The sequence below is a fragment of the Sorangiineae bacterium MSr11367 genome (assembly GCA_037157805.1).
Taxonomy (GTDB): domain Bacteria; phylum Myxococcota_A; class Polyangia; order Polyangiales; family Polyangiaceae; genus Pendulispora; species Pendulispora rubella.
Map to the genome: position 1 here is coordinate 12,355,969 of CP089983.1, position 17,268 is coordinate 12,373,236.

The window sequence follows — 17,268 nt, forward strand, 5'->3', positions numbered from 1 at the left end:
GTGGCACTATACCGCTACTCGGCCCGCAGGACGGACATCAGGTCGACGCGCCGGGCTCGCAGGGCAGGAACGAGCGCGGCCACGCCGCCGACGACGATCAACAGCAGCACGATCCCGCCGTAGGTCAACGGATCGTAGCGGCTGATGCCGAACAAGAACGGATCCAAAAGCCGCGCGAGCGCGAACGCCCCCACGAGGCCCGTGGCGACGCCGACGGCGATGAGCTTGCCGCTCTGGAGCAAGACCAATCGCACGATGTCGCGGGTCTGCGCGCCCAGCGCGGATCGTATCGAGAATTCCCTTTCGCGCTGCGTGACCGCGTAGCCCGTCACGCCGTACACGCCGACGACGGACAGGAGGAGCGCCGCCCCGGAGAAGACGCCGAACAGCAGCATGGCGAAGCGCTGGCCGGAGATGGATTCGGCGACCCAATCCGGGAGTGGCTTCAGGCTGTCGACGGACTGGTTCTTGTCGATCTCGTAAATCACACTTCGCACGGCGTCGGGCCGGACGGTGGCGTCGTCGTGCCGAATTACGAATACGGCGACGCCCGCGGAGATCTGCGTGAAGGGTTCGTAGAGCTGCATCTCCGCCGCGCCGTCGAGTTCCTGCTTCACGTCCCCGACGACGCCGACGATCTCGCGCCAGTCTTCGTTGGGGACGCCGGTGATCCGCTTGCCGAGGGCGTTGCCACCGAAGTGGGTCTTGGCCATCGTCTCGTTGATGATGGCCACGTGGGCCGCGTTCGCGGTGTCGAAGCTCTCGAAGGGGCGGCCGTGGATCACGGGGATGTGCATCGCCTTGAAGTAATCGGGGCTGATGTAGAAGGTGCTCGTGGCCGGGAGTTCGGCGGTGCGGGTTGCGGATTGGGCGTCGGTCCGGAAGTAGGTGTAATCGCCCCCGGGCGTGAACGGGACGAACTGCGAGGCGCCCACGGCGCGGACACCGGGCAGGGCGGCGAGGCGGTGTGCGATCCGTTCGGTGAACACCACGCGTTGCTCGTGCGTGGCGAAGCGCTCCTTGGGCAGGGAGACGCGAACGGCCAGGGCTCCTCGAGGCTCGAACCCCGGATTCACCTTCTCCAACTCGGCAAAGGTGCGCATCAGGAGCCCCGCGCCGACGAGGAGCATCAGGGTAACCGCCACCTGGACGACGACCACGGTGCCGCGCCAGGTTCGGGAACGACGCGTGGCGCTTGCGCCTCGTCCGCCGCCCTTCAGCAGCTCGTTCACGTCCACGCGTGCCGTCTGGATCGCCGGGGCGAGCCCGAAGATCAGCCCCGTGAGCAGGCTGAGCGCGAGCGCGAAGGCCACCGTGCGGAGGTCGAAGGCCACCTCGCTCCGGCGCGGGAAGTCGTCGGGGGCGAGCGACGTGAGGACGCCGACGCCCCAATGCGCCACGAGGAGACCGAGCAGGCCCCCGAGCCCGGCGAGCACGATGGCTTCCACGAGGAGCTGACGAACGATGCGCCCTCGGCTCGCACCCAGCGCGGTGCGGGTGGCGATCTCCTTGGTGCGCGTGGTGGCGCGTGCGAGCAGGAGGTTCGCCACGTTGGTGCACGCAATGAGGAGCAGGAACGCGACCGCGCCCAGCAGGGAGATCAGAATGGCCCGGACGCCCTTCACGCGGAACTCCAGCATGGGAACGAGCTTCACGCCCCAGCCCTTGCTGTCCGGGTTTTGCTCGGCCATCTGCTCGGAGAGGCGCGCCACCTCGCGCTGGGCGCTCTCCAGGGAGGCGGACGGCCGGAGGCGGCCGAAGACGTCGGCGATGCGCGAGACATGATCGTGCGCCGCCCCTTCGGGCCAGACGAGCGGCGTGAACACTTCGCTGCGGTCGCCGGACTCGAAGGCCTCGGGCATCACGCCGATGACGCGGAACGCATGCTCATCGAGCTGGATGGTCTGCTCGAGGATGTCGGGCCGTCCGCCGAACCTGCGCTGCCAGAGCCCATGGCTGAGCACGACCACGCCGTCGTTGCCCCGAAGCGCGTCGTCGGCGGCAAAGCCGCGCCCTCGCTCGGGGGGTGTGCGCAGCGCCGTGAAGTAGTTGGGCGTCACGCCGAGGGTGCGAACGCGTATGGGTTCAGCGCTGCCCGTCAGACTTCGCGAGCCCGCGCGGACCGCCACCAGCTGTTCGAACTGCGTCGTCGCTTCTTGCCATTCGAAGTAATGCGCCGCCGATGGGCGGAACTCCGGAAAACGTGGCGGGTTCGTTTCTCGAATCACCACGAGGCGGTCGGACTCGGGGTAGGGCAGCGGGCGCAGGAGCACCCCACTGACGACCGAGAAGATCGCCACGCAGGCACCGATGCCGCCCGCGAGGGTCAGCAGAACGGCCAGGGTGAAGCCCGGGGCTTTGACCAATTGTCGAAATGCAAAGCGTAAATCGTGCATGGTGCCATTCATCGAACGTTGACCCGGTCCACACTGTCCCATCGTGCCATGTCACTCAGCACCACCTCGTCGCCTTCGCGGAGCCCTTCGCGCACCTCGATGGTGCTGACCGAGCTTCTCCCCAGGACGACGCGGATCCTTTCCGCTTGCCCGGCCGTCATCCGGAAGATCGTCGAAGGGCCGTCCGTCTCCGAGCCGGCGGGGCGCTCCACGAACAAGACGTCGTTCAGTCGTTCCAATTCGATGGTCCCCTCCACGTTGAGATCGGGGCGTGCGCCCTTCGGCAGATCGCCGTCGAGCGCGATCTCCACGGTCACCGTTCCCTGATGGGCCGCGGTGGCGATGTGCGCGACGTGGCCGGCCACGATGCCGTTGCGCGTGTCCACCTCGGCGTGCTGCCCGACGATCAAATCTTTCGCCTGCACCTCGGACACGCGGATTTCGGCTTTCAGCCGCTCGGGCTGCACCACCTTCGCGAGGACGGTGCCGGGGACGACCCATTGCCCGAGTTCGACAGGGATCTCCTGCAGCACGCCGCTCCCTCCGGCGCGCACGTGCATGGCGGCCACCTGCTGCTTTCGGAATGCGGCGACTTCGCGGCGGCGGCCGATTTGGTTCCGTTGTGCCGCAATTTCATCGCGAAGGCTCTGGGCCACGACGTCGATTTGTTCTTTCGCCATCTCGACGCGCGAGGTGAGCTCGGTGGCGCGCGCTTGCATCCGGTGGACGTCCAGCTCCGTGAAGACCTCGCCCGCGCCGTTCGTGTACGCATGGGCGCGGTGCTCGGCATCGATCCGCTCGGCGACGAGCGTGGCCAACGCCCCGCGCTCCTTGAGTTGCTGCGTGCGCAGTCGGCTGCTCATCTGGAGAAGGTCGGCCTCGGCGCTGGCCACTTCACGCTCCGCCTGGAGCGCCTGCAGCATCAGGTCGGCGTTGGTGAGCTCCATCAGCGGCGTGTCGGGTTGCACGGCCATCCCCGGCCGGCCGGAGATCCGCTCGACGCGACCGGCGGTCTCGGTGGTGATCCATTGCGTCTGCTCGGGCACGAGGCGACCATTGCCCTTCACGTGCCGCAGCATCGGCCCCCGCTTCACGGTGCCGAGCCACAACGCGGACCGGTCGAGGGTCGGCGCCGCCGCCTTGAGCCGGCCCACGGAGACCGTGACGAGCAGCACGATGACCAAGCCGAGAAGCGGAAGGAGCCATTGGCGGCGGGCCGCGCGTGGGACGCGAGGAATGTCCATCGAATCGCGTCCCCGAGCAACGCATGTGCCATCCGCGTTGGTACGCGGTTCTCGTATTGAGACGTCCGGTTATCCCGAACGGACCGTCCGCCCGCAGGACGGCGATTCCCACAGCCGGACGGTTGGGGCGCGACCAGAGAACGGGTGGCAATCGCTTCTTTATGGGCAGTGAACGTGGAGCTCATGCCGGAGTGGGGGAGGGGGGGGACAAACGGGGGCGTGATCGCGCGTTCCGCGCAACCTCAGACGTTCTTCTTCTGGCCTTCTCGCTGCCAGATAAAAATGAGGGGTAAGAGGTTCCGGTAGATGCGAGCAGTTTTTGCGCTGCTTCCCCAACGTGGATGTCGGCTACCGGTCCGCGCCCGCAGCGCCTCCCGTCACCGCTCTACGTGGTGTTCCCGCTGGCTGGACCCCCGTAGGGGTGGCTCCGCGCGTCAACGGGCACGTGGAGGGCTGTTGCCTCCCACTCGTACCTTGTGGCAACCCATCATTCAAATCCGCGACCTTGCGAGGGCGGCATCCGGAGCTCCGCACTCCAAGGTCTGACCCGCCGCATTGCCAACGCAGTGCCAATCCGCATCCCGTCGAAAAAGGCCTCGGACCCGTACCGCGCCCCTGTCCCGGACAGCCGTTCGCCTGTCCCGGACAGTCCCGGACACCCCGCCCCCCTCCCCGCCCGTGGCGGTGCGCGCCCCCACGCGGTCACGTTAACGCGTGCCGGCGAGCCGCGGACCTTCGCCGAGCCCGGAGCGCGTATCGCGGTGAACCTTTGCCGCGTACTGCTTTCTTGCAGGTGTCGGAGGCCTCTAACCGTCCACGTTCTCCACCGCGGACGGGGCGGGTGCGCCTTTGCCCGGGGGCGCGGCTTCGTCGCGGAGGTAACCGTGTTTGCGCGGATCGGGCATGGCCCACGATGCGAGGAGCGCGACGGCGGCGAGGACGGTGACATACCAAAAGTACCCTCGCTCGAGGCCGTGGGCTTTGAACCGCAGGGCCACATATTCGGCCGTCCCGCCAAATGCGGCATTGCCGATGGCGTACGAGAGGCCCACGGCCAGGGCGCGGATTTCGGGCGGGAACATTTCCGCTTTCACCAGCCCGCTGATCGATGTGTAGAAGCTTACCCCCGCCAGGGCGAGCAGTAGCAACGCGAATGCAGCCATCGGCGACTGCACTTGGCCGAGGGCGGTGAGCAGCGGCACGGTGCCCAAGGTGGTGAACACGCCGAAACAGAGCATCGATGCACGCCGGCCGATGCGGTCGGAGAGGGCACCGAACGCGGGCTGCATGAGCATGTAGCAAAAGAGAACGGCGGTCATGACTTGGCTCGCCGTCTCGCGCGCCAGGTGCGCCGTGTTGACCAGGTACTTCTGCATGTACGTGGAGTACGTGTAGAAGACCAGCGAGCCGCCCGCCGTGTACCCGAGCACGATGAGCAGCGCCCGCGGGTGTTGCAGCACCCCACGCAACGTGCCGGCCTTCTCGTCGTGGCGCGTTTCGGCGCTGCTCGTTTCCACCAGCGAGCGGCGCAGGAACAATGCGACCACGGCGCCGAGCGCACCGAGCACGAAGGGGATGCGCCAGCCCCAGGCCTTGAGCTCGTCGGCCGAAAGGAGCTGCTGGAGGATGACCAGCGCCAACACCGCGAGCAGCTGCCCGCCAATGAGGGTGACGTATTGGAACGACGCGTAGAACCCCCGTTTGCCGGCCACCGCCACCTCGCTCATGTAGGTGGCACTCGTGCCGTACTCGCCGCCCACCGACAGCCCTTGAATCAACCGGGCCACGAGCAAGAGCGCGGGTGCGAGCTTGCCGACGGTGGCGTAGGTCGGCAAACAGGCCACCATGAGGGAGCCGAAGCACATCATCAGGACCGACACCATCATCGAGGTGCGCCGCCCGAGTTTGTCGGCCAGGCGGCCGAACAACCACCCGCCAAGCGGCCGCATGAAGAAGCCCACGGCGAAAACGCCGGCCGTGTTGAGCAACTCGGTCGTCGGATCGCCCGAGGGAAAGAACGCGGAGGCGAAATAGATCGCCGTGAACGAATACGTGTAGAAGTCGAACCACTCGACCAAGTTGCCGGACGACGCGCCGATGATGGCCAGAACGGGGCTCTTCGGCGCGGTCCCTGTAGGAGCGGGATCGTGTCGCGCGGGGGCGTCGTGCATCTCCCCAGGTGCTCACGGTTCGCCGCCTCCGGCAAGGCGCTCGTCAATCCGGCAACGCGACGCCGACGGTGCACAACAGGCCACCGTCCACGGGCAGGCTGGTCCCCGTGACGAAGCTGGCGCGCTCGCTGGCCAGAAACGCGATCACCTCGGCCACTTCGGAGGGCCGCGCGATTCGTCCAAGCGGGTGCGCCGATCCCCATTGTGTGATCATCGCTTGCTCGCCTTGAGGAGAGCCGTCGCTGAATCGCCGGGCACTCGCACGAAGCATCGGTGTGTCGACCGATCCGGGGCAGACCGTGTTGGCGCGGACACCGTGCCGGGCCTCGTCGAGCGCCACCGTGCGGATGAACGCGTTGATCGCGCCTTTGGTCGCCGAGTAGGCGGCGACCGCGCTCTGGCATACGAACGCCTGCACCGACGAGACGGCCACGATGGCACCACGGCCGCTGGCCCGCAAGTGCGGGAGCGCGTGTTTGACCACGAGAAACGCCCCCGTGACGTTCACCGCGAAGGTGCGCTCCCAATCCGCGGCCGCGGTGTCGGCGGCCGTTCCATAGGTCTGCACACCTGCGGCCATGACCACGGCGTCCAACCTGCCGAAGCGTTCCACGGTGGCCGCGATCAGATCGGCGACCTCGGACTCCTGGGTCACGTCCGCGGTGCGGGCCAGGGCACGCGTCCCTGCCTTCCCCGCCAACTCCGCGGCGACCCGTTCCGTTTCCCGTGGGTCGATCCCGCACAGGGCGACCGACGCACCCCGGTCGAGCAGCAGATCCACGGTGGCCCGCCCGATGCCGCTCATTCCGCCGGAAACCAGAGCCACCTTGCCGTCGAACTCCGCCATGTCCGCATCGTGGAGGAGTGCGAGCTGAAGTGCAACTAAATGGTTGCGGCTCGGCGGGGCGGTTGCTACATCACGTGCAACCAAAAGGTTGCAGTAAACCAGAGGAGAAAACCATGAGTTCTCAAGAGCTGGCCGCCAGGGCCGAGATGCTGATTCGGAGCCCGGTGGCCAAGGTGTTCGAGGCCTTCGTCGATCCGGCCATCACCAGCAAAATCTGGTTCAGCCACGGGAGCGGCAAGCTCGAGGCGGGCAAGACGGTGCAGTGGGATTGGCAGTGGTACGACTTCTCGAGCACGGCCAAGGTCAAGGTGATCGAGCCCAACGAGCGAATCGTCGTCGAATGGTCCGGCTATGGTTACCCCACGGATGTCGAGTGGGTCTTTACCGCACGCCCGGACGGCACGACCTTCGTCCGCATCACCAATTCCGGATTCCGCGGCAGCCCCGCCGAGATAGCCAAATTGCTCGTGGACTCGACCGAGGGCTTTTCGTTCTTGCTGGCGGGCGCAAAAGCGCTTCTGGAGCACGGTGTGCAACTGAATCTCGTGCCCGATCGCTTCCCCGACGGCCTGCCCACGAGCAAACGGAGCTGAGGCACAACGCCCGCCGCGCGGGTTGCAGCGCACGGGCAATCGCGCGAAGGTAGGTCGGCTTGGAGGGGGCCCATGATCCTACTCGACCCGAAGCACCACAGTCGTTCGTACCACGATGCGCGTTCGAAGGAGGTGATGGTCGACACCATCGCGTTCTTCGAGAACAAGGGGAAGCAGAAGCTCCTGGACGATTACTATGCGCGTGTCTGGTATTCGGATTTTCTCGGTTTCGTCAAAGAGAAGAAGATCTTCGCCACCATGTGCACCCCCGCGGGGTACGGCGCACCCGACGCCCGCTGGGACACCTGGCGCATTTGCGAATTCGCCGAGATACTCGGATTCTACGGACTGCAGTATTGGTACACGTGGCAAGTTTCGGTGCTGGGGCTGGGCCCCATTTGGATGAGCACGAACGAACCGCTCAAGCGCCGTGCCGCCGCCATGCTCGAGGCGGGCGGGATTTTCGCCTTCGGGCTCTCGGAGAAGGAGCACGGCGCCGATATCTATTCCACCGACATGAACCTCACGCCGGCCGCGAATGGGCGCTACGTGGCGAATGGCCGCAAGTACTACATCGGCAATGCCAACCAGGCGGCCCTCGTGTCGACGTTCGGAAAGCTCGACACGGGGGACTACGTCTTCTTTGCCGCCGACTCCCAGCACAAGGCGTTCGAGTGCATTCGAAACGTCGTTTCCAGCCAGAACTACGTGGCCGAATACGCGCTCCACGATTACCCCGTCGGAGAGGACGATATTCTGGAAAAGGGCCAGGAGGCGTGGAACGCCGCGCTCAACACGGTCAACATCGGGAAATACAATCTCGGTTGGGCGTCCATCGGGATTTGCACGCACGCATTTTACGAGGCCATCGATCACGCGGCCCATCGCCGCCTGTATGGCATGCACGTGACCGACTTCCCGCACGTCAAACAGATGTTCGTGGACGCCTATGCCCGGCTCGTGGCCATGAAACTGTTCGCCTTGCGCGCGGCCGACTACATGCGTTCGGCGTCCGCCGAGGACCGACGCTACCTTTTGTACAATCCCATGGTGAAGATGAAGGTGACCACGCAGGGTGAAGCGGTCATCGACTTGCTCTGGGACGTGATCGCCGCCAAAGGCTTCGAGAAGAGTACCTATTTCGGCCAGGCGGCCATCGACATTCGCGCGCTACCGAAGCTGGAAGGTACGGTGCACGTGAACATTGCGCTGATCGTGAAGTTCATGCCCAGCTATTTCTTTTTCCCTGCCGAGCTTCCCGACGTTCCGCGGCGCGACCAGGCCGTCCACGACGATTTTCTGTTTCATCAAGGGCCGGCCAAGGGGCTGAGCAAAATTCGATTTCACGACTACACCCGCGCATTCGTCGGGTTCGAGCAGCCGAACGTGCGCCTCTTTGCCGAGCAGGCGTCGCTCTTCAAAGCGATGCTGGCGGCGGCACCCCCGAGCGAATCACAGCTCAAAGATGTCGATTTTCTACTAGCCGGAGGGGAACTCTTCGCGCTGGTCGTCTACGCCCAATTGATTCTGGAGAACGCGCGCCTCTACGCCATCGAGGGCGAACTGGTCGACCAGATCTTCGACTTCATGGTGCGCGACTTTTCGCGCCTCGCCCTGAATCTGTACAGTAAGCCGAGCAGCACGACCGAGCAGATGGAACACTGCACCAAGATGATTCGAAAGCCGATCCTGGACGACGCGCGCTACCGCAAGGTGTGGACCGAGCACGTGGACGCCCTGAAGGGCGTGTATCGAATGAACCCGTAGTCGATTGTCGATGCGAACCTACGACTACATCATCGTTGGGGCGGGGCCCGCCGGTTTGCAGCTGAGTTATTACCTGCAGCAGGCGGGCGCGGACTACGTGACGCTGGAACGCGAGACCGCACCGGGGAGTTTCTTTCGGGAATTTCCGCGCCATCGCACGTTGATTTCGCTCAACAAGGTGCACACGCGCAGCGCCGATCCCGAGATACGGCTGCGATGGGATTGGAATTCGCTGCTCCACGATTCGCCGGGATTGCGGTTCCCGGAATTCAGCCGCGATTACTTCCCGCGCGCCGACGATCTGGTGCGCTACCTCGCCGCGTTTCAGCGGTTTCACAAGCTCGCGGTGCGCTACGGCACGGCGGTGCAGCGACTCGAGCGCGAGGGGAGCGGCTTCCTCGTGCACACTGCCGACGGCCCCCTTCTAGGACGCTGCCTCATCGCGGCCATCGGCTGGGGCAAGCCGTTCGTTCCGGCCATTCGCGGCATCGAGCACGCTGTTGGTTACGAGACCATGACGACCGCCCCGTCCACGTATGCCGATCGGAGGGTGCTCATCATCGGCAAGGGAAACTCCGCGTTCGAGACGGCGAATGCCCTTCTCGGCGAAGCGTCGATGATCCATCTCGCCAGCCCGCGACCGCTGCGTCTGGCGTGGAACACCAAGCACCCGGGGGATGTGCGTGGCCAGTTCGGGGCGTTCCTGGACAGCTATCAGTTCAAGACGTTGCACTCGGTCCTCGATTGCACCATCGACGAGATACGCCGGTTCGGCGACCATTTCGAGGCGGACATCACCTACACCCATGCCGACGGCGAGCGCGCGACGCTTGCCTACGACGTGGTGATCCGCTGCACGGGCTTCCGGATGAACACATCCATCTTCGCCCCGGAGTGCACCCCGGAGCTGGTGCACGGCGGGAGGTTGCCGGCGGTCCGCACGGATTGGCAGTCGACCAACGTCGACGGCCTCTACTTCGCCGGCACCATGGCCCAAGCCCGCGACTTCAAGCGCGCTTCGTCGGCCTTCATCGACGGATTCCGCTACAACCTGCGCACGCTCACCTCCCTGCTGCGCGAGCGCTACGAGGGCGCCCCGCTGACCTACGACCAGGTGCCGGCCGCGTCCGAGAGACTCACCTCGCACGTGCTGGACCGAGTGAACTGGAGCTCCGCGCTGTGGACACAGTTCGAATACCTCTGCGACGCGCTGGTGCTCGACGAGGCAACGGGGCAGATGCGATGTTATGCCGACTTGCCCGAGGACTATGCCGTGTCCCGCTTCGCGCACGCGCCGCATCTGTACACGGTCACCTTGCGATGGGGGCGCCGTGCGTATGGCGATGTTTTCGCCATCGAGCGGCATCCGACCCCAGAGCGTGCCCAGGAGAGTGCCTTCATCCACCCGGTGGTCCGGCGCTATCGACGCGGTGAGCTCACGGCCGAGTGCCACTTGCTGGAAGATCTGCTCGCCGAATGGCGGCGCCCTGACCGGCACGTCGCGCCTCTGCGCGACTTCTTCCACCGCGAGCTCGGGAGCTAAAGGCTTTTTGCTTGGCCCCGACTCTCCGGTGCGGTGCGGGCGATCAAATCGTCCACCACGTCGATGAGCCGGCCGGAGCGCGCGGCCATCCGCCGTTGTCGCGTGGCGCCGTCGCCACCCTCGATCACGCGGCGCAGCCAGCCCGCAACGCGGTCGAGATCTCCGTGCTCTGCCAGGAAGGGCCGAGCCACCTGGAGCATGCCCTGCGCGAGCGTCGCGGCGGGGACCAGGTGTCCGGTGGAGAGCTCGACGCCGTGGCCTGCCATCCCATCGCGGGCGGCGCGCCAGTAGGCGACGCGCATCATTTCGGGCGGGATGATCGGTCCGCGCTCGCCCGCGTCCACGGCTGGGAGAGAGGCCAGCACGAGGGCCCGAACCAAGGCGGCGAACAGGGCGGATTCCTCGGCGGTGATCGGCACGTCGGAGACGCGGAGTTCGAGCGTCGGCAGGTGCACCGACGGGCGGATGTCCCAGAAGATCGTGCCCGCGTCGACCAAGGCGCCCGTCTCCTGCAGCGTGGCGATGATCGCGTCGTAGTGCTTCGCCGAGGTGAAATACGGAGGCGGACCGGCCACCGGCCATCGGTGCCAGGTCATCGTGCGCCAGCTGGCGTACCCGGTATCGTGCTCGGCCCAGTACGGCGAGTTGGCCGTGAGCGCGATCAGCCGCGGAAGGTAGGGCCGCAGGTGGTTGCTCACCATCAAGGCTCGCTCGCGATCGGGTAGCTCCACGTGCACCTGCACGGCGCAGATGCTCGCTTCGTCGTGCAGCCCCCGAAAGGTGGCATCGCCGCGGGCTTGCCGGGCTCCCTCGGTGAGAGGTGGTGAAACGACGTTTCCGAGCACCGGCGAACCCGAGGCTACGATCCGCAGTCCGGCATGGGCGGCCGAGGTCGCAAGCACGGCGCGCGCCTCGGCCAATTGCGTGTAGAGCTCCTCGAGAGTGCGGCACGGATCGGTCCGACTCTCCACTTGGAACTTCGTAATCTCCCCGCCAACGCGAGCGCCGAGCCGATCCCGTGCCTGCCGCAGTGCCGCCTCGGATCCGGGCACGACCGCCCGGGTTTCCGGATCCACGACCAGGAACTCTTCCTCCACCCCGAAGCGGGGGCCATCGCCGCCCACGTCCGAACTCACACGCCGAGCTCCTTCGCAGCCAGGGCCGTGCCGCGAACGCGCGCCGTGATCTTGGCAAATGCGAGCTCACGCGACGTGGACACGTCGTCGCCGAATGGCGCGAAGCCGCAGTCGTCGCACGTACCGAGCTGATTGACCGGGATGTGGCGCGCCGCCGCCAGCACGCGATCGCGCACCTCCTCGGGGGACTCGACGCGGGGATCGATCGGATCGGTCACCCCGACGAAGACCCGGGCCCCCGGTGGCAGGTGCTGGGCCACCAGTTGGAGCACACGATTGGGATCGGCCTCGCTGGCGAGCTGCAGGTAGAAGCGTCCCACGCGGTGCTGGAACAACCGCGGCAACAGCTCCGCGTAATCGACGTCGAGGCTGTGGGTCGAGTCGTGGTCACCGCCCGGACACGTGTGCACACCGATGCGCGCACGCTCCGCTTCGGTGAACTTCCCCAGCACCTCGTTGTTGATCGCCACGAAATCCTCGAGCAACTGGCCCGAGGGATCCAACTTGAGCGATAGACGCCCCTCGGTGAAGTCGATCTGCACACTGTCCGCGCCCGCGGCGAGGCAACGGCGGATGTCCGTCTCCGCCTCGCGGACGACATCGCCTAGAAATTTCTCGCGCGAGTAATCGGCGATGCCCTCGGCGGGGTACAGCAGACTGATCGCCGACGGCGAGATCACCGCTTGCTTGACCGGCAGCTTGGTGTGCTTGCGTGCGCGGGCGAGGTATCCGTCGGCGTACACTCGATAACGGAACGGTCCGCGCGCGATCTGCGGCAATTGGCGCTGATGCCCGTCCGCGAATGGGATGGTGATTCCGCCGTCCGACAAGCCCGCAAGTCCCGCGATCGGATAGGTCACGAAACTCGGTTTGCACTGCTCTCCATCGGTGAGGACCAGCGAGCCGGTCTTCTCGAAACCGCGGAGGGTGTCGCGCACGGCTTCGTCGAACAACGGTTCGAGGACGTCGGCGGGGGACTTCTTCTGGACCGCATCGATCAAACGCTGCGGTCGCGGAATACTTCCGATTGGTTCGGTGGGAATGGCCATGGCGCGGATGCTAGAAGCGCCGTCGGATGGGCGACAAGCGCCGTATCCGGCTTAGTCGTAATAAAGAATTTTGCTCATCCGGTTTTCTTTCATCGAATTCAGCTCGAGCGTCGCCCAGAATCAAATTGGAATACGCGGGCATCTCATCGACATCACCGAGCCCACCGGGCTCTCTTTCACGCGGGTTTTACGGGCCCACTTCATGACCTTCAAGGCAACCTTTCTTTTCTTGGCGGCGGCGGGGATGGTCCTGGGAGCCGCCCCGAGCGCGCATGGCTTCTGTCGCACGATGACCGGCCGGGAACCCGGTGACTCGGACCAAACGAATCGATGCTCGAGCTGGAAGGAGCAGGAGCAGAACGCCTGCTGCCCTTACGGCAAACCGCTTTTCTGGCGAAACGCCTGTGTCGGATTCAGCCTGCAGAAGAACGCGAGCCGGCAAGTCTCCCTGAGCGACGCGGAACGCGTGTTCAAGCGCGCGTTCGGGACGTGGACGGCCACCACGTGCTCGCTGAACGGGACGCCGGTGGGGCGGGTGAGCATGGACGTGAGCTACCTGGGGGCCGTCGAGTGCAACAAGGTCGAGTTCAACGACGATGCCCCCAACCAGAACGTCATCATCTTTCGCGATTCGGGGTGGACCCATCTCGATCCGAGCGCCACCCTCGGGCTCACGACGGTGCGCTACGACACGGACACCGGGGAGATTTCGGGCGCCGACATGGAAATCAATGGCGCGCAGTCAAAGCCGCTTTCGGTCAGCGACGCTCCGCCCGCCGGCGCGGTCGACCTTCTCAGCATCGCCACGCACGAAGCAGGGCACTTCCTCGGCTTTGCGCACTCGACGGTGGCCGACGCCACGATGTACGCGACGTACTTCGGTGTCGGGATGCGCGACCTTTCGCCCGACGACTCCACGGGCATCTGCAACGTGTACAAGCCCGACCAAAACCACGGCACCGGCGATGGCCTCGTGCGTGCCAGCACGTGCGATCCCACGCCCGCGCACGGCTACATGACCACGTGTGCCGACAACTTATCCATCGAGGGCGGGGGCTGCGCGGTGCCTCCTTCCCGTTCGGACAGTTCGGTGCTCACGGCCGTGTGGAGCGTGTTGAGCGCGCTCAGCCTTCTTCTCCTGCGGCGCCTTCGAACCGCGCGCGCGGTTCGAAGGGACATCGACGGCCGCTGAGCTTCCAGAAGCCCTCGCGCGGCAAAGAGACCGCGATGCAGAAGCGTTTCCGTGCGAGAGTGGAGCTCAGGGAGAGAGCTCATGAAAGAGACGCCGTTTCGTTCCATCGACCCGACAAGCGGAGAAGTACTGGGAACCTTTCCCCTCGCGGGCGCCGCGGAGATCGAGCAGATTCTCGGACGGGCCGACCATGCTCAAGGGCAATGGGCGCAGCGTTCGGTGCGCGAGCGGGCCGACGGCGTTCGCAGCGTGGCGGCCTTGCTCAAGGCCCGCTCGGGCGACTTGGCCAAGCATGCGGCGCGCGAAATGGGAAAGCCCCTCGCGGAAGGTGTCGCCGAGGCGATGAAGTGCGCGCTCGCCTGTGAGTACTACGCCTCGCAAGCGGAAGCGTTTCTCGCGCCACGCATCGTCGAGAGCGACGCGTCCCGAAGCGCGGTCCACTACGAGCCGCTGGGCGTGCTGCTCGCGATCATGCCCTGGAATTTCCCCTACTGGCAGGCTGTGCGCCTCGCCTCGGGCGCGCTCATGGCTGGCAATGGGCTGGTGATCAAACATGCGCCGAGCGTCCCGCAATGCGCGCTGGCGCTGGAGGCGGTGTTCCGCGATGCGGACCTGCCCGCCGGGCTGGTGCAGAACCTGTTCGCGGACATCGATCAGCTGCCGGGGATCTTGAACGATCGCCGCATCGCCGCGGGCACCCTCACGGGAAGCACGCGCGCGGGCCGGTCCTTTGCGGCGGCGGCGGGGCAGGCGCTCAAGCCGGTGGTGCTCGAGCTCGGGGGCAACGGCGCCTTCGTCGTCCTCGGCGACGCCAACCTGGAGGAGGCGGCGCAGGTGGGCGTGAAGTCCCGGACGATGAACGCCGGGCAGACGTGCATTTCGGCGACGCGGTTCATCGTCGTCGACAGCGCATACGATCGGTTCGTCGCGTTGCTTCGCGAGAACATGGGCAAGCTGCGCCTGGGCAATCCGATGGCGGAGACCACGGATCTCGGGCCGATGGTGAGCCGCGCGCAGCGCGAGCGGCTGCACCAGCAGGTGGAGGCGGCGGTGGCCTCGGGCGGCCGGCTGCTCCTCGGGGGCGCGGTGCCGGATGGAGCGGGCGCGTACTACCCCCCGACCCTGATCGCGGACGTGCCGCCCAACGCCGCGGCATTCCGGGAAGAGCTCTTTGGCCCCGTGGCCATCGTCACGCGCGTGAAGGACACGGCGGCGGCCGTCGAGGCGGCGAACGACACCGTCTACGGTCTTTCGGCCGCGGTGTGGGGCGGCAATGCCAAGGAGCTCGACGGCGTTGCCGCGCAGCTTCGGGTCGGCGCCGTCTTCGTCAATGGCATGGTCAAGAGCGATCCGCGGCTTCCGTTCGGCGGCATCAAGGACTCCGGGTTCGGCCGCGAGCTGGGCATCGAGGGCGTTCGCTCCTTCACCAACGCGAAATCGGTCTGGATCCGCTGACGTCAGTTGCAGGTCCCAGATTCGTCGTTGTACCGAATCTGGGTCGTGCCTGAGAACCCGTGCGCACGAAGCTGCGCGTCGAGGTTCTGCGCCTGGCACTGGGGAAGCAACGAATTGGCCCAGACCGTAAAGTAGTCGCCCCCGACCGTCGTGAGCTGTGCCAGCGCCGTCATGCTGCGCAGCTTCTTGTTGTATCCGATGTTGAAATTGCCGCCGACGGTCGTGAGCTGCGCGAGCGCGGTGATGCTGGCGAGGTTGGCGTTGTCTTCGATGGTGAGCCCACCACCCACGGACTGCAGGGCATCGAGCCCGGTCAAGTCGGTGAGGGCATCGCAGTGCCGAACGCTCAGATAACCGCCCAAGGTGGTCACGGAGCTCAGTGGCGCAAGGCTGGTGAGCGACGGCGCATACAGGGAAAGATTGCCCCCGATCTGGCTCAACGAATGCAGCTCGTCGATGGATGTCAGGGCGGAGCTGCTGATGCTCAGATTGCCGTTCACCTCGCGGAGCGACGTGAACGTGTCGAGCCTGGTCAAATGGTTGGCCGCATAGAAATCCAACGACACATCACCGTTCACCGTCTCCAAAGATTCGAAGGCTCCCAGCGACGTGAGGGCATCGTTTTTCTCGACCATCACGAATTGGACCGACTTCAGGCCGTGCAGCGCGTTGAGTTGCGTCAACTTGGGATTCTCGCGAACGTTGACGACCTCCATCTGGGTCGATGCGTTCAAACTGCCAATCTCGGTCAGTTCTTTGTTGCCGGAGATCCATATTCCAGCCTCCGACACGAGCGCATCGAGGCCGTGCAGATTCGGAAGGTCGTCGTTGTCGGTGACGTTCAAGGCGCGCACCTTGGACAGATTTTCGAGCCCCGTGAGGGAGGTCAGCGCGGTGTTCTCGAGGGTGAGGTGGCCGGTCATCGTCGTGAGATGCTCGAGGCCGCGAAGATCCCGCAGGAGGAAGGATCGTGCGATGGTGAGGTGCCCTGCCGAGGTCAGGTTCCGCAGGCCTTCGAGCGTCGACAACGATACCTGGTCGAGGGTCACGGCCCCGGCGGTCTCGACACCCCCGAGGTCCAGCGTCCGGAGGGAGAGGCACCGCCATAGATAGACGGAGCCGCGGATCGCCGTGACCCGGGGGAAGGACACGCGCTGCAATCGCGTGTCTCGGAGGCGCAACTCGCCCAGCGTGCTCACGTTGTCGAACGCGGAAAAGTCGCGGAACGTGCCCAGATCGTCCGAGTCCCCCTCGATCCACACGTAACCTCGAACGGTGGTCAGGGCCGGAAGCTTGTCGAAGGCCGACAATCGAGGCGTATGTTCGAGGATGAAGTTGTTCTGGATTTCTTCGAGCGCCTGGAATCCCCCGATGTGCTCGAGCTTCCGTTCTCCGGAGATCTTAAGTCCACCGACCTTGGTGAGATGGCTGGGGCCGATCCATTCGACGACGGCATTGTTCTGGATGGTGAGGGCGCCCCCCACGGTCTCGAGAGCGTCCAAACCGTGCAGCGACGTGAGCAACGTGTTTCCGTCGACGATCAGATCCCCGCCGACGGCCCGGAGCGCCGCGAGCGGCCCCAGATCGTCCACCGCGCTGCCGCCGCGGATGGTGAGGGAGCCCGAGATCTCGTTGCAGCCCGCGAGGGGCGCAAAATCCGACGCTTGGGTCACGGTAAAGCTGCCGGTGCACAGCGTTCCGGCGCTGAGCATCCCACCGCTCACGCCATCGAGCTTTGACTCTTCGGCCGAGCCCGCGCATGCCGTGAGGCTTGCGAGGATCATGAGCCCCGCGGTTGCCGGAAGACGCACACTTGCTTTTCGTACATGAGAAATCATGTTTCTCTCTCTCCACCGGGGCCAGAAGGCGGCCCCC

12 protein-coding genes are annotated in these 17,268 nt (G+C 65.6%); 5 read left to right on the plus strand and 7 right to left on the minus strand.

Going from position 1 to position 17,268, the window contains the following annotated elements; genetic code table 11:
• Positions 1–14: 14 nt before the first annotated feature.
• The 4 genes from LVJ94_48010 to LVJ94_48025 all read right to left on the minus strand — a co-directional run bounded on the left by LVJ94_48010 (position 15) and on the right by LVJ94_48025 (position 6,658).
• Positions 15–2,396, minus strand: coding sequence for an ABC transporter permease (locus tag LVJ94_48010; protein WXB04627.1), 2,382 nt, complete (start codon positions 2,394–2,396; stop codon positions 15–17).
• 8 nt (positions 2,397–2,404) lie between these two features.
• The gene (locus tag LVJ94_48015; GenBank protein WXB04628.1) at positions 2,405–3,640 is read right to left on the minus strand and encodes an HlyD family efflux transporter periplasmic adaptor subunit; all 1,236 of its coding nucleotides are present in this window, start codon (positions 3,638–3,640) and stop codon (positions 2,405–2,407) included.
• Positions 3,641–4,446: 806 nt separating this feature from the next.
• A complete protein-coding gene (locus LVJ94_48020) occupies positions 4,447–5,811 on the minus strand; it encodes an MFS transporter (GenBank protein WXB04629.1) in 1,365 nt (454 codons plus the stop codon).
• Positions 5,812–5,854: 43 nt separating this feature from the next.
• The gene (locus LVJ94_48025; GenBank protein ID WXB04630.1) at positions 5,855–6,658 is read right to left on the minus strand and encodes an SDR family oxidoreductase; all 804 of its coding nucleotides are present in this window, start codon (positions 6,656–6,658) and stop codon (positions 5,855–5,857) included.
• 113 nt (positions 6,659–6,771) lie between these two features.
• On the opposite strand from LVJ94_48025, the gene LVJ94_48030 reads away from it, so the two are divergent.
• The 3 genes from LVJ94_48030 to LVJ94_48040 all read left to right on the plus strand — a co-directional run bounded on the left by LVJ94_48030 (position 6,772) and on the right by LVJ94_48040 (position 10,561).
• The gene (locus LVJ94_48030; GenBank protein ID WXB04631.1) at positions 6,772–7,251 is read left to right on the plus strand and encodes an SRPBCC family protein; all 480 of its coding nucleotides are present in this window, start codon (positions 6,772–6,774) and stop codon (positions 7,249–7,251) included.
• Between the two features lie 72 nt (positions 7,252–7,323).
• On the plus strand, positions 7,324–9,018 hold the full coding sequence (locus LVJ94_48035) for an acyl-CoA/acyl-ACP dehydrogenase (protein WXB04632.1): 1,695 nt from the start codon (positions 7,324–7,326) through the stop codon (positions 9,016–9,018).
• Between the two features lie 10 nt (positions 9,019–9,028).
• Positions 9,029–10,561 carry an NAD(P)-binding domain-containing protein gene (locus tag LVJ94_48040; GenBank protein ID WXB04633.1) on the plus strand — a complete coding sequence of 511 codons (1,533 nt, stop codon included), beginning with the start codon at positions 9,029–9,031 and terminating at the stop codon, positions 10,559–10,561.
• On the opposite strand, the gene LVJ94_48045 is transcribed toward LVJ94_48040, so the two are convergent.
• Together LVJ94_48045 and LVJ94_48050 are read right to left on the minus strand one after the other, a co-directional pair.
• Entirely contained in the window at positions 10,558–11,697 is a 1,140-nt protein-coding gene (locus tag LVJ94_48045; GenBank protein ID WXB04634.1) for a glutamate--cysteine ligase, read from the minus strand. The genes LVJ94_48040 and LVJ94_48045 overlap by 4 nt on opposite strands.
• The gene (locus tag LVJ94_48050) at positions 11,694–12,746 is read right to left on the minus strand and encodes a cobalamin-independent methionine synthase II family protein (protein WXB04635.1); all 1,053 of its coding nucleotides are present in this window, start codon (positions 12,744–12,746) and stop codon (positions 11,694–11,696) included. Before LVJ94_48050 ends, LVJ94_48045 begins: the two co-directional genes overlap by 4 nt.
• Before the next feature lie 202 nt (positions 12,747–12,948).
• On the opposite strand from LVJ94_48050, the gene LVJ94_48055 reads away from it, so the two are divergent.
• Together LVJ94_48055 and LVJ94_48060 are read left to right on the plus strand one after the other, a co-directional pair.
• Entirely contained in the window at positions 12,949–13,938 is a 990-nt protein-coding gene (locus tag LVJ94_48055; GenBank protein WXB04636.1) for a matrixin family metalloprotease, read from the plus strand.
• Positions 13,939–14,019: 81 nt separating this feature from the next.
• Positions 14,020–15,393 carry an NAD-dependent succinate-semialdehyde dehydrogenase gene (locus tag LVJ94_48060; GenBank protein WXB04637.1) on the plus strand — a complete coding sequence of 458 codons (1,374 nt, stop codon included), beginning with the start codon at positions 14,020–14,022 and terminating at the stop codon, positions 15,391–15,393.
• 2 nt (positions 15,394–15,395) lie between these two features.
• On the opposite strand, the gene LVJ94_48065 is transcribed toward LVJ94_48060, so the two are convergent.
• Positions 15,396–17,231, minus strand: coding sequence for a hypothetical protein (locus LVJ94_48065; protein ID WXB04638.1), 1,836 nt, complete (start codon positions 17,229–17,231; stop codon positions 15,396–15,398).
• Between the last annotated feature and the right edge of the window lie 37 nt (positions 17,232–17,268).

Excerpts from the sequence above, each read along its gene's own strand:
- LVJ94_48010 (WXB04627.1), bottom strand. The coding sequence starts at position 2,396 with ATGCACGATTTACGCTTTGCATTTCGACAATTGGTCAAAGCCCCGGGC.
- LVJ94_48015 (WXB04628.1), bottom strand. The coding sequence starts at position 3,640 with ATGGACATTCCTCGCGTCCCACGCGCGGCCCGCCGCCAATGGCTCCTT.
- LVJ94_48020 (WXB04629.1), bottom strand. The coding sequence starts at position 5,811 with ATGCACGACGCCCCCGCGCGACACGATCCCGCTCCTACAGGGACCGCG.
- LVJ94_48025 (WXB04630.1), bottom strand. The coding sequence starts at position 6,658 with ATGGCGGAGTTCGACGGCAAGGTGGCTCTGGTTTCCGGCGGAATGAGC.
- LVJ94_48030 (WXB04631.1), top strand. The coding sequence starts at position 6,772 with ATGAGTTCTCAAGAGCTGGCCGCCAGGGCCGAGATGCTGATTCGGAGC.
- LVJ94_48035 (WXB04632.1), top strand. The coding sequence starts at position 7,324 with ATGATCCTACTCGACCCGAAGCACCACAGTCGTTCGTACCACGATGCG.
- LVJ94_48040 (WXB04633.1), top strand. The coding sequence starts at position 9,029 with ATGCGAACCTACGACTACATCATCGTTGGGGCGGGGCCCGCCGGTTTG.
- LVJ94_48050 (WXB04635.1), bottom strand. The coding sequence starts at position 12,746 with ATGGCCATTCCCACCGAACCAATCGGAAGTATTCCGCGACCGCAGCGT.
- LVJ94_48055 (WXB04636.1), top strand. The coding sequence starts at position 12,949 with ATGACCTTCAAGGCAACCTTTCTTTTCTTGGCGGCGGCGGGGATGGTC.
- LVJ94_48060 (WXB04637.1), top strand. The coding sequence starts at position 14,020 with ATGAAAGAGACGCCGTTTCGTTCCATCGACCCGACAAGCGGAGAAGTA.
- LVJ94_48065 (WXB04638.1), bottom strand. The coding sequence starts at position 17,231 with ATGATTTCTCATGTACGAAAAGCAAGTGTGCGTCTTCCGGCAACCGCG.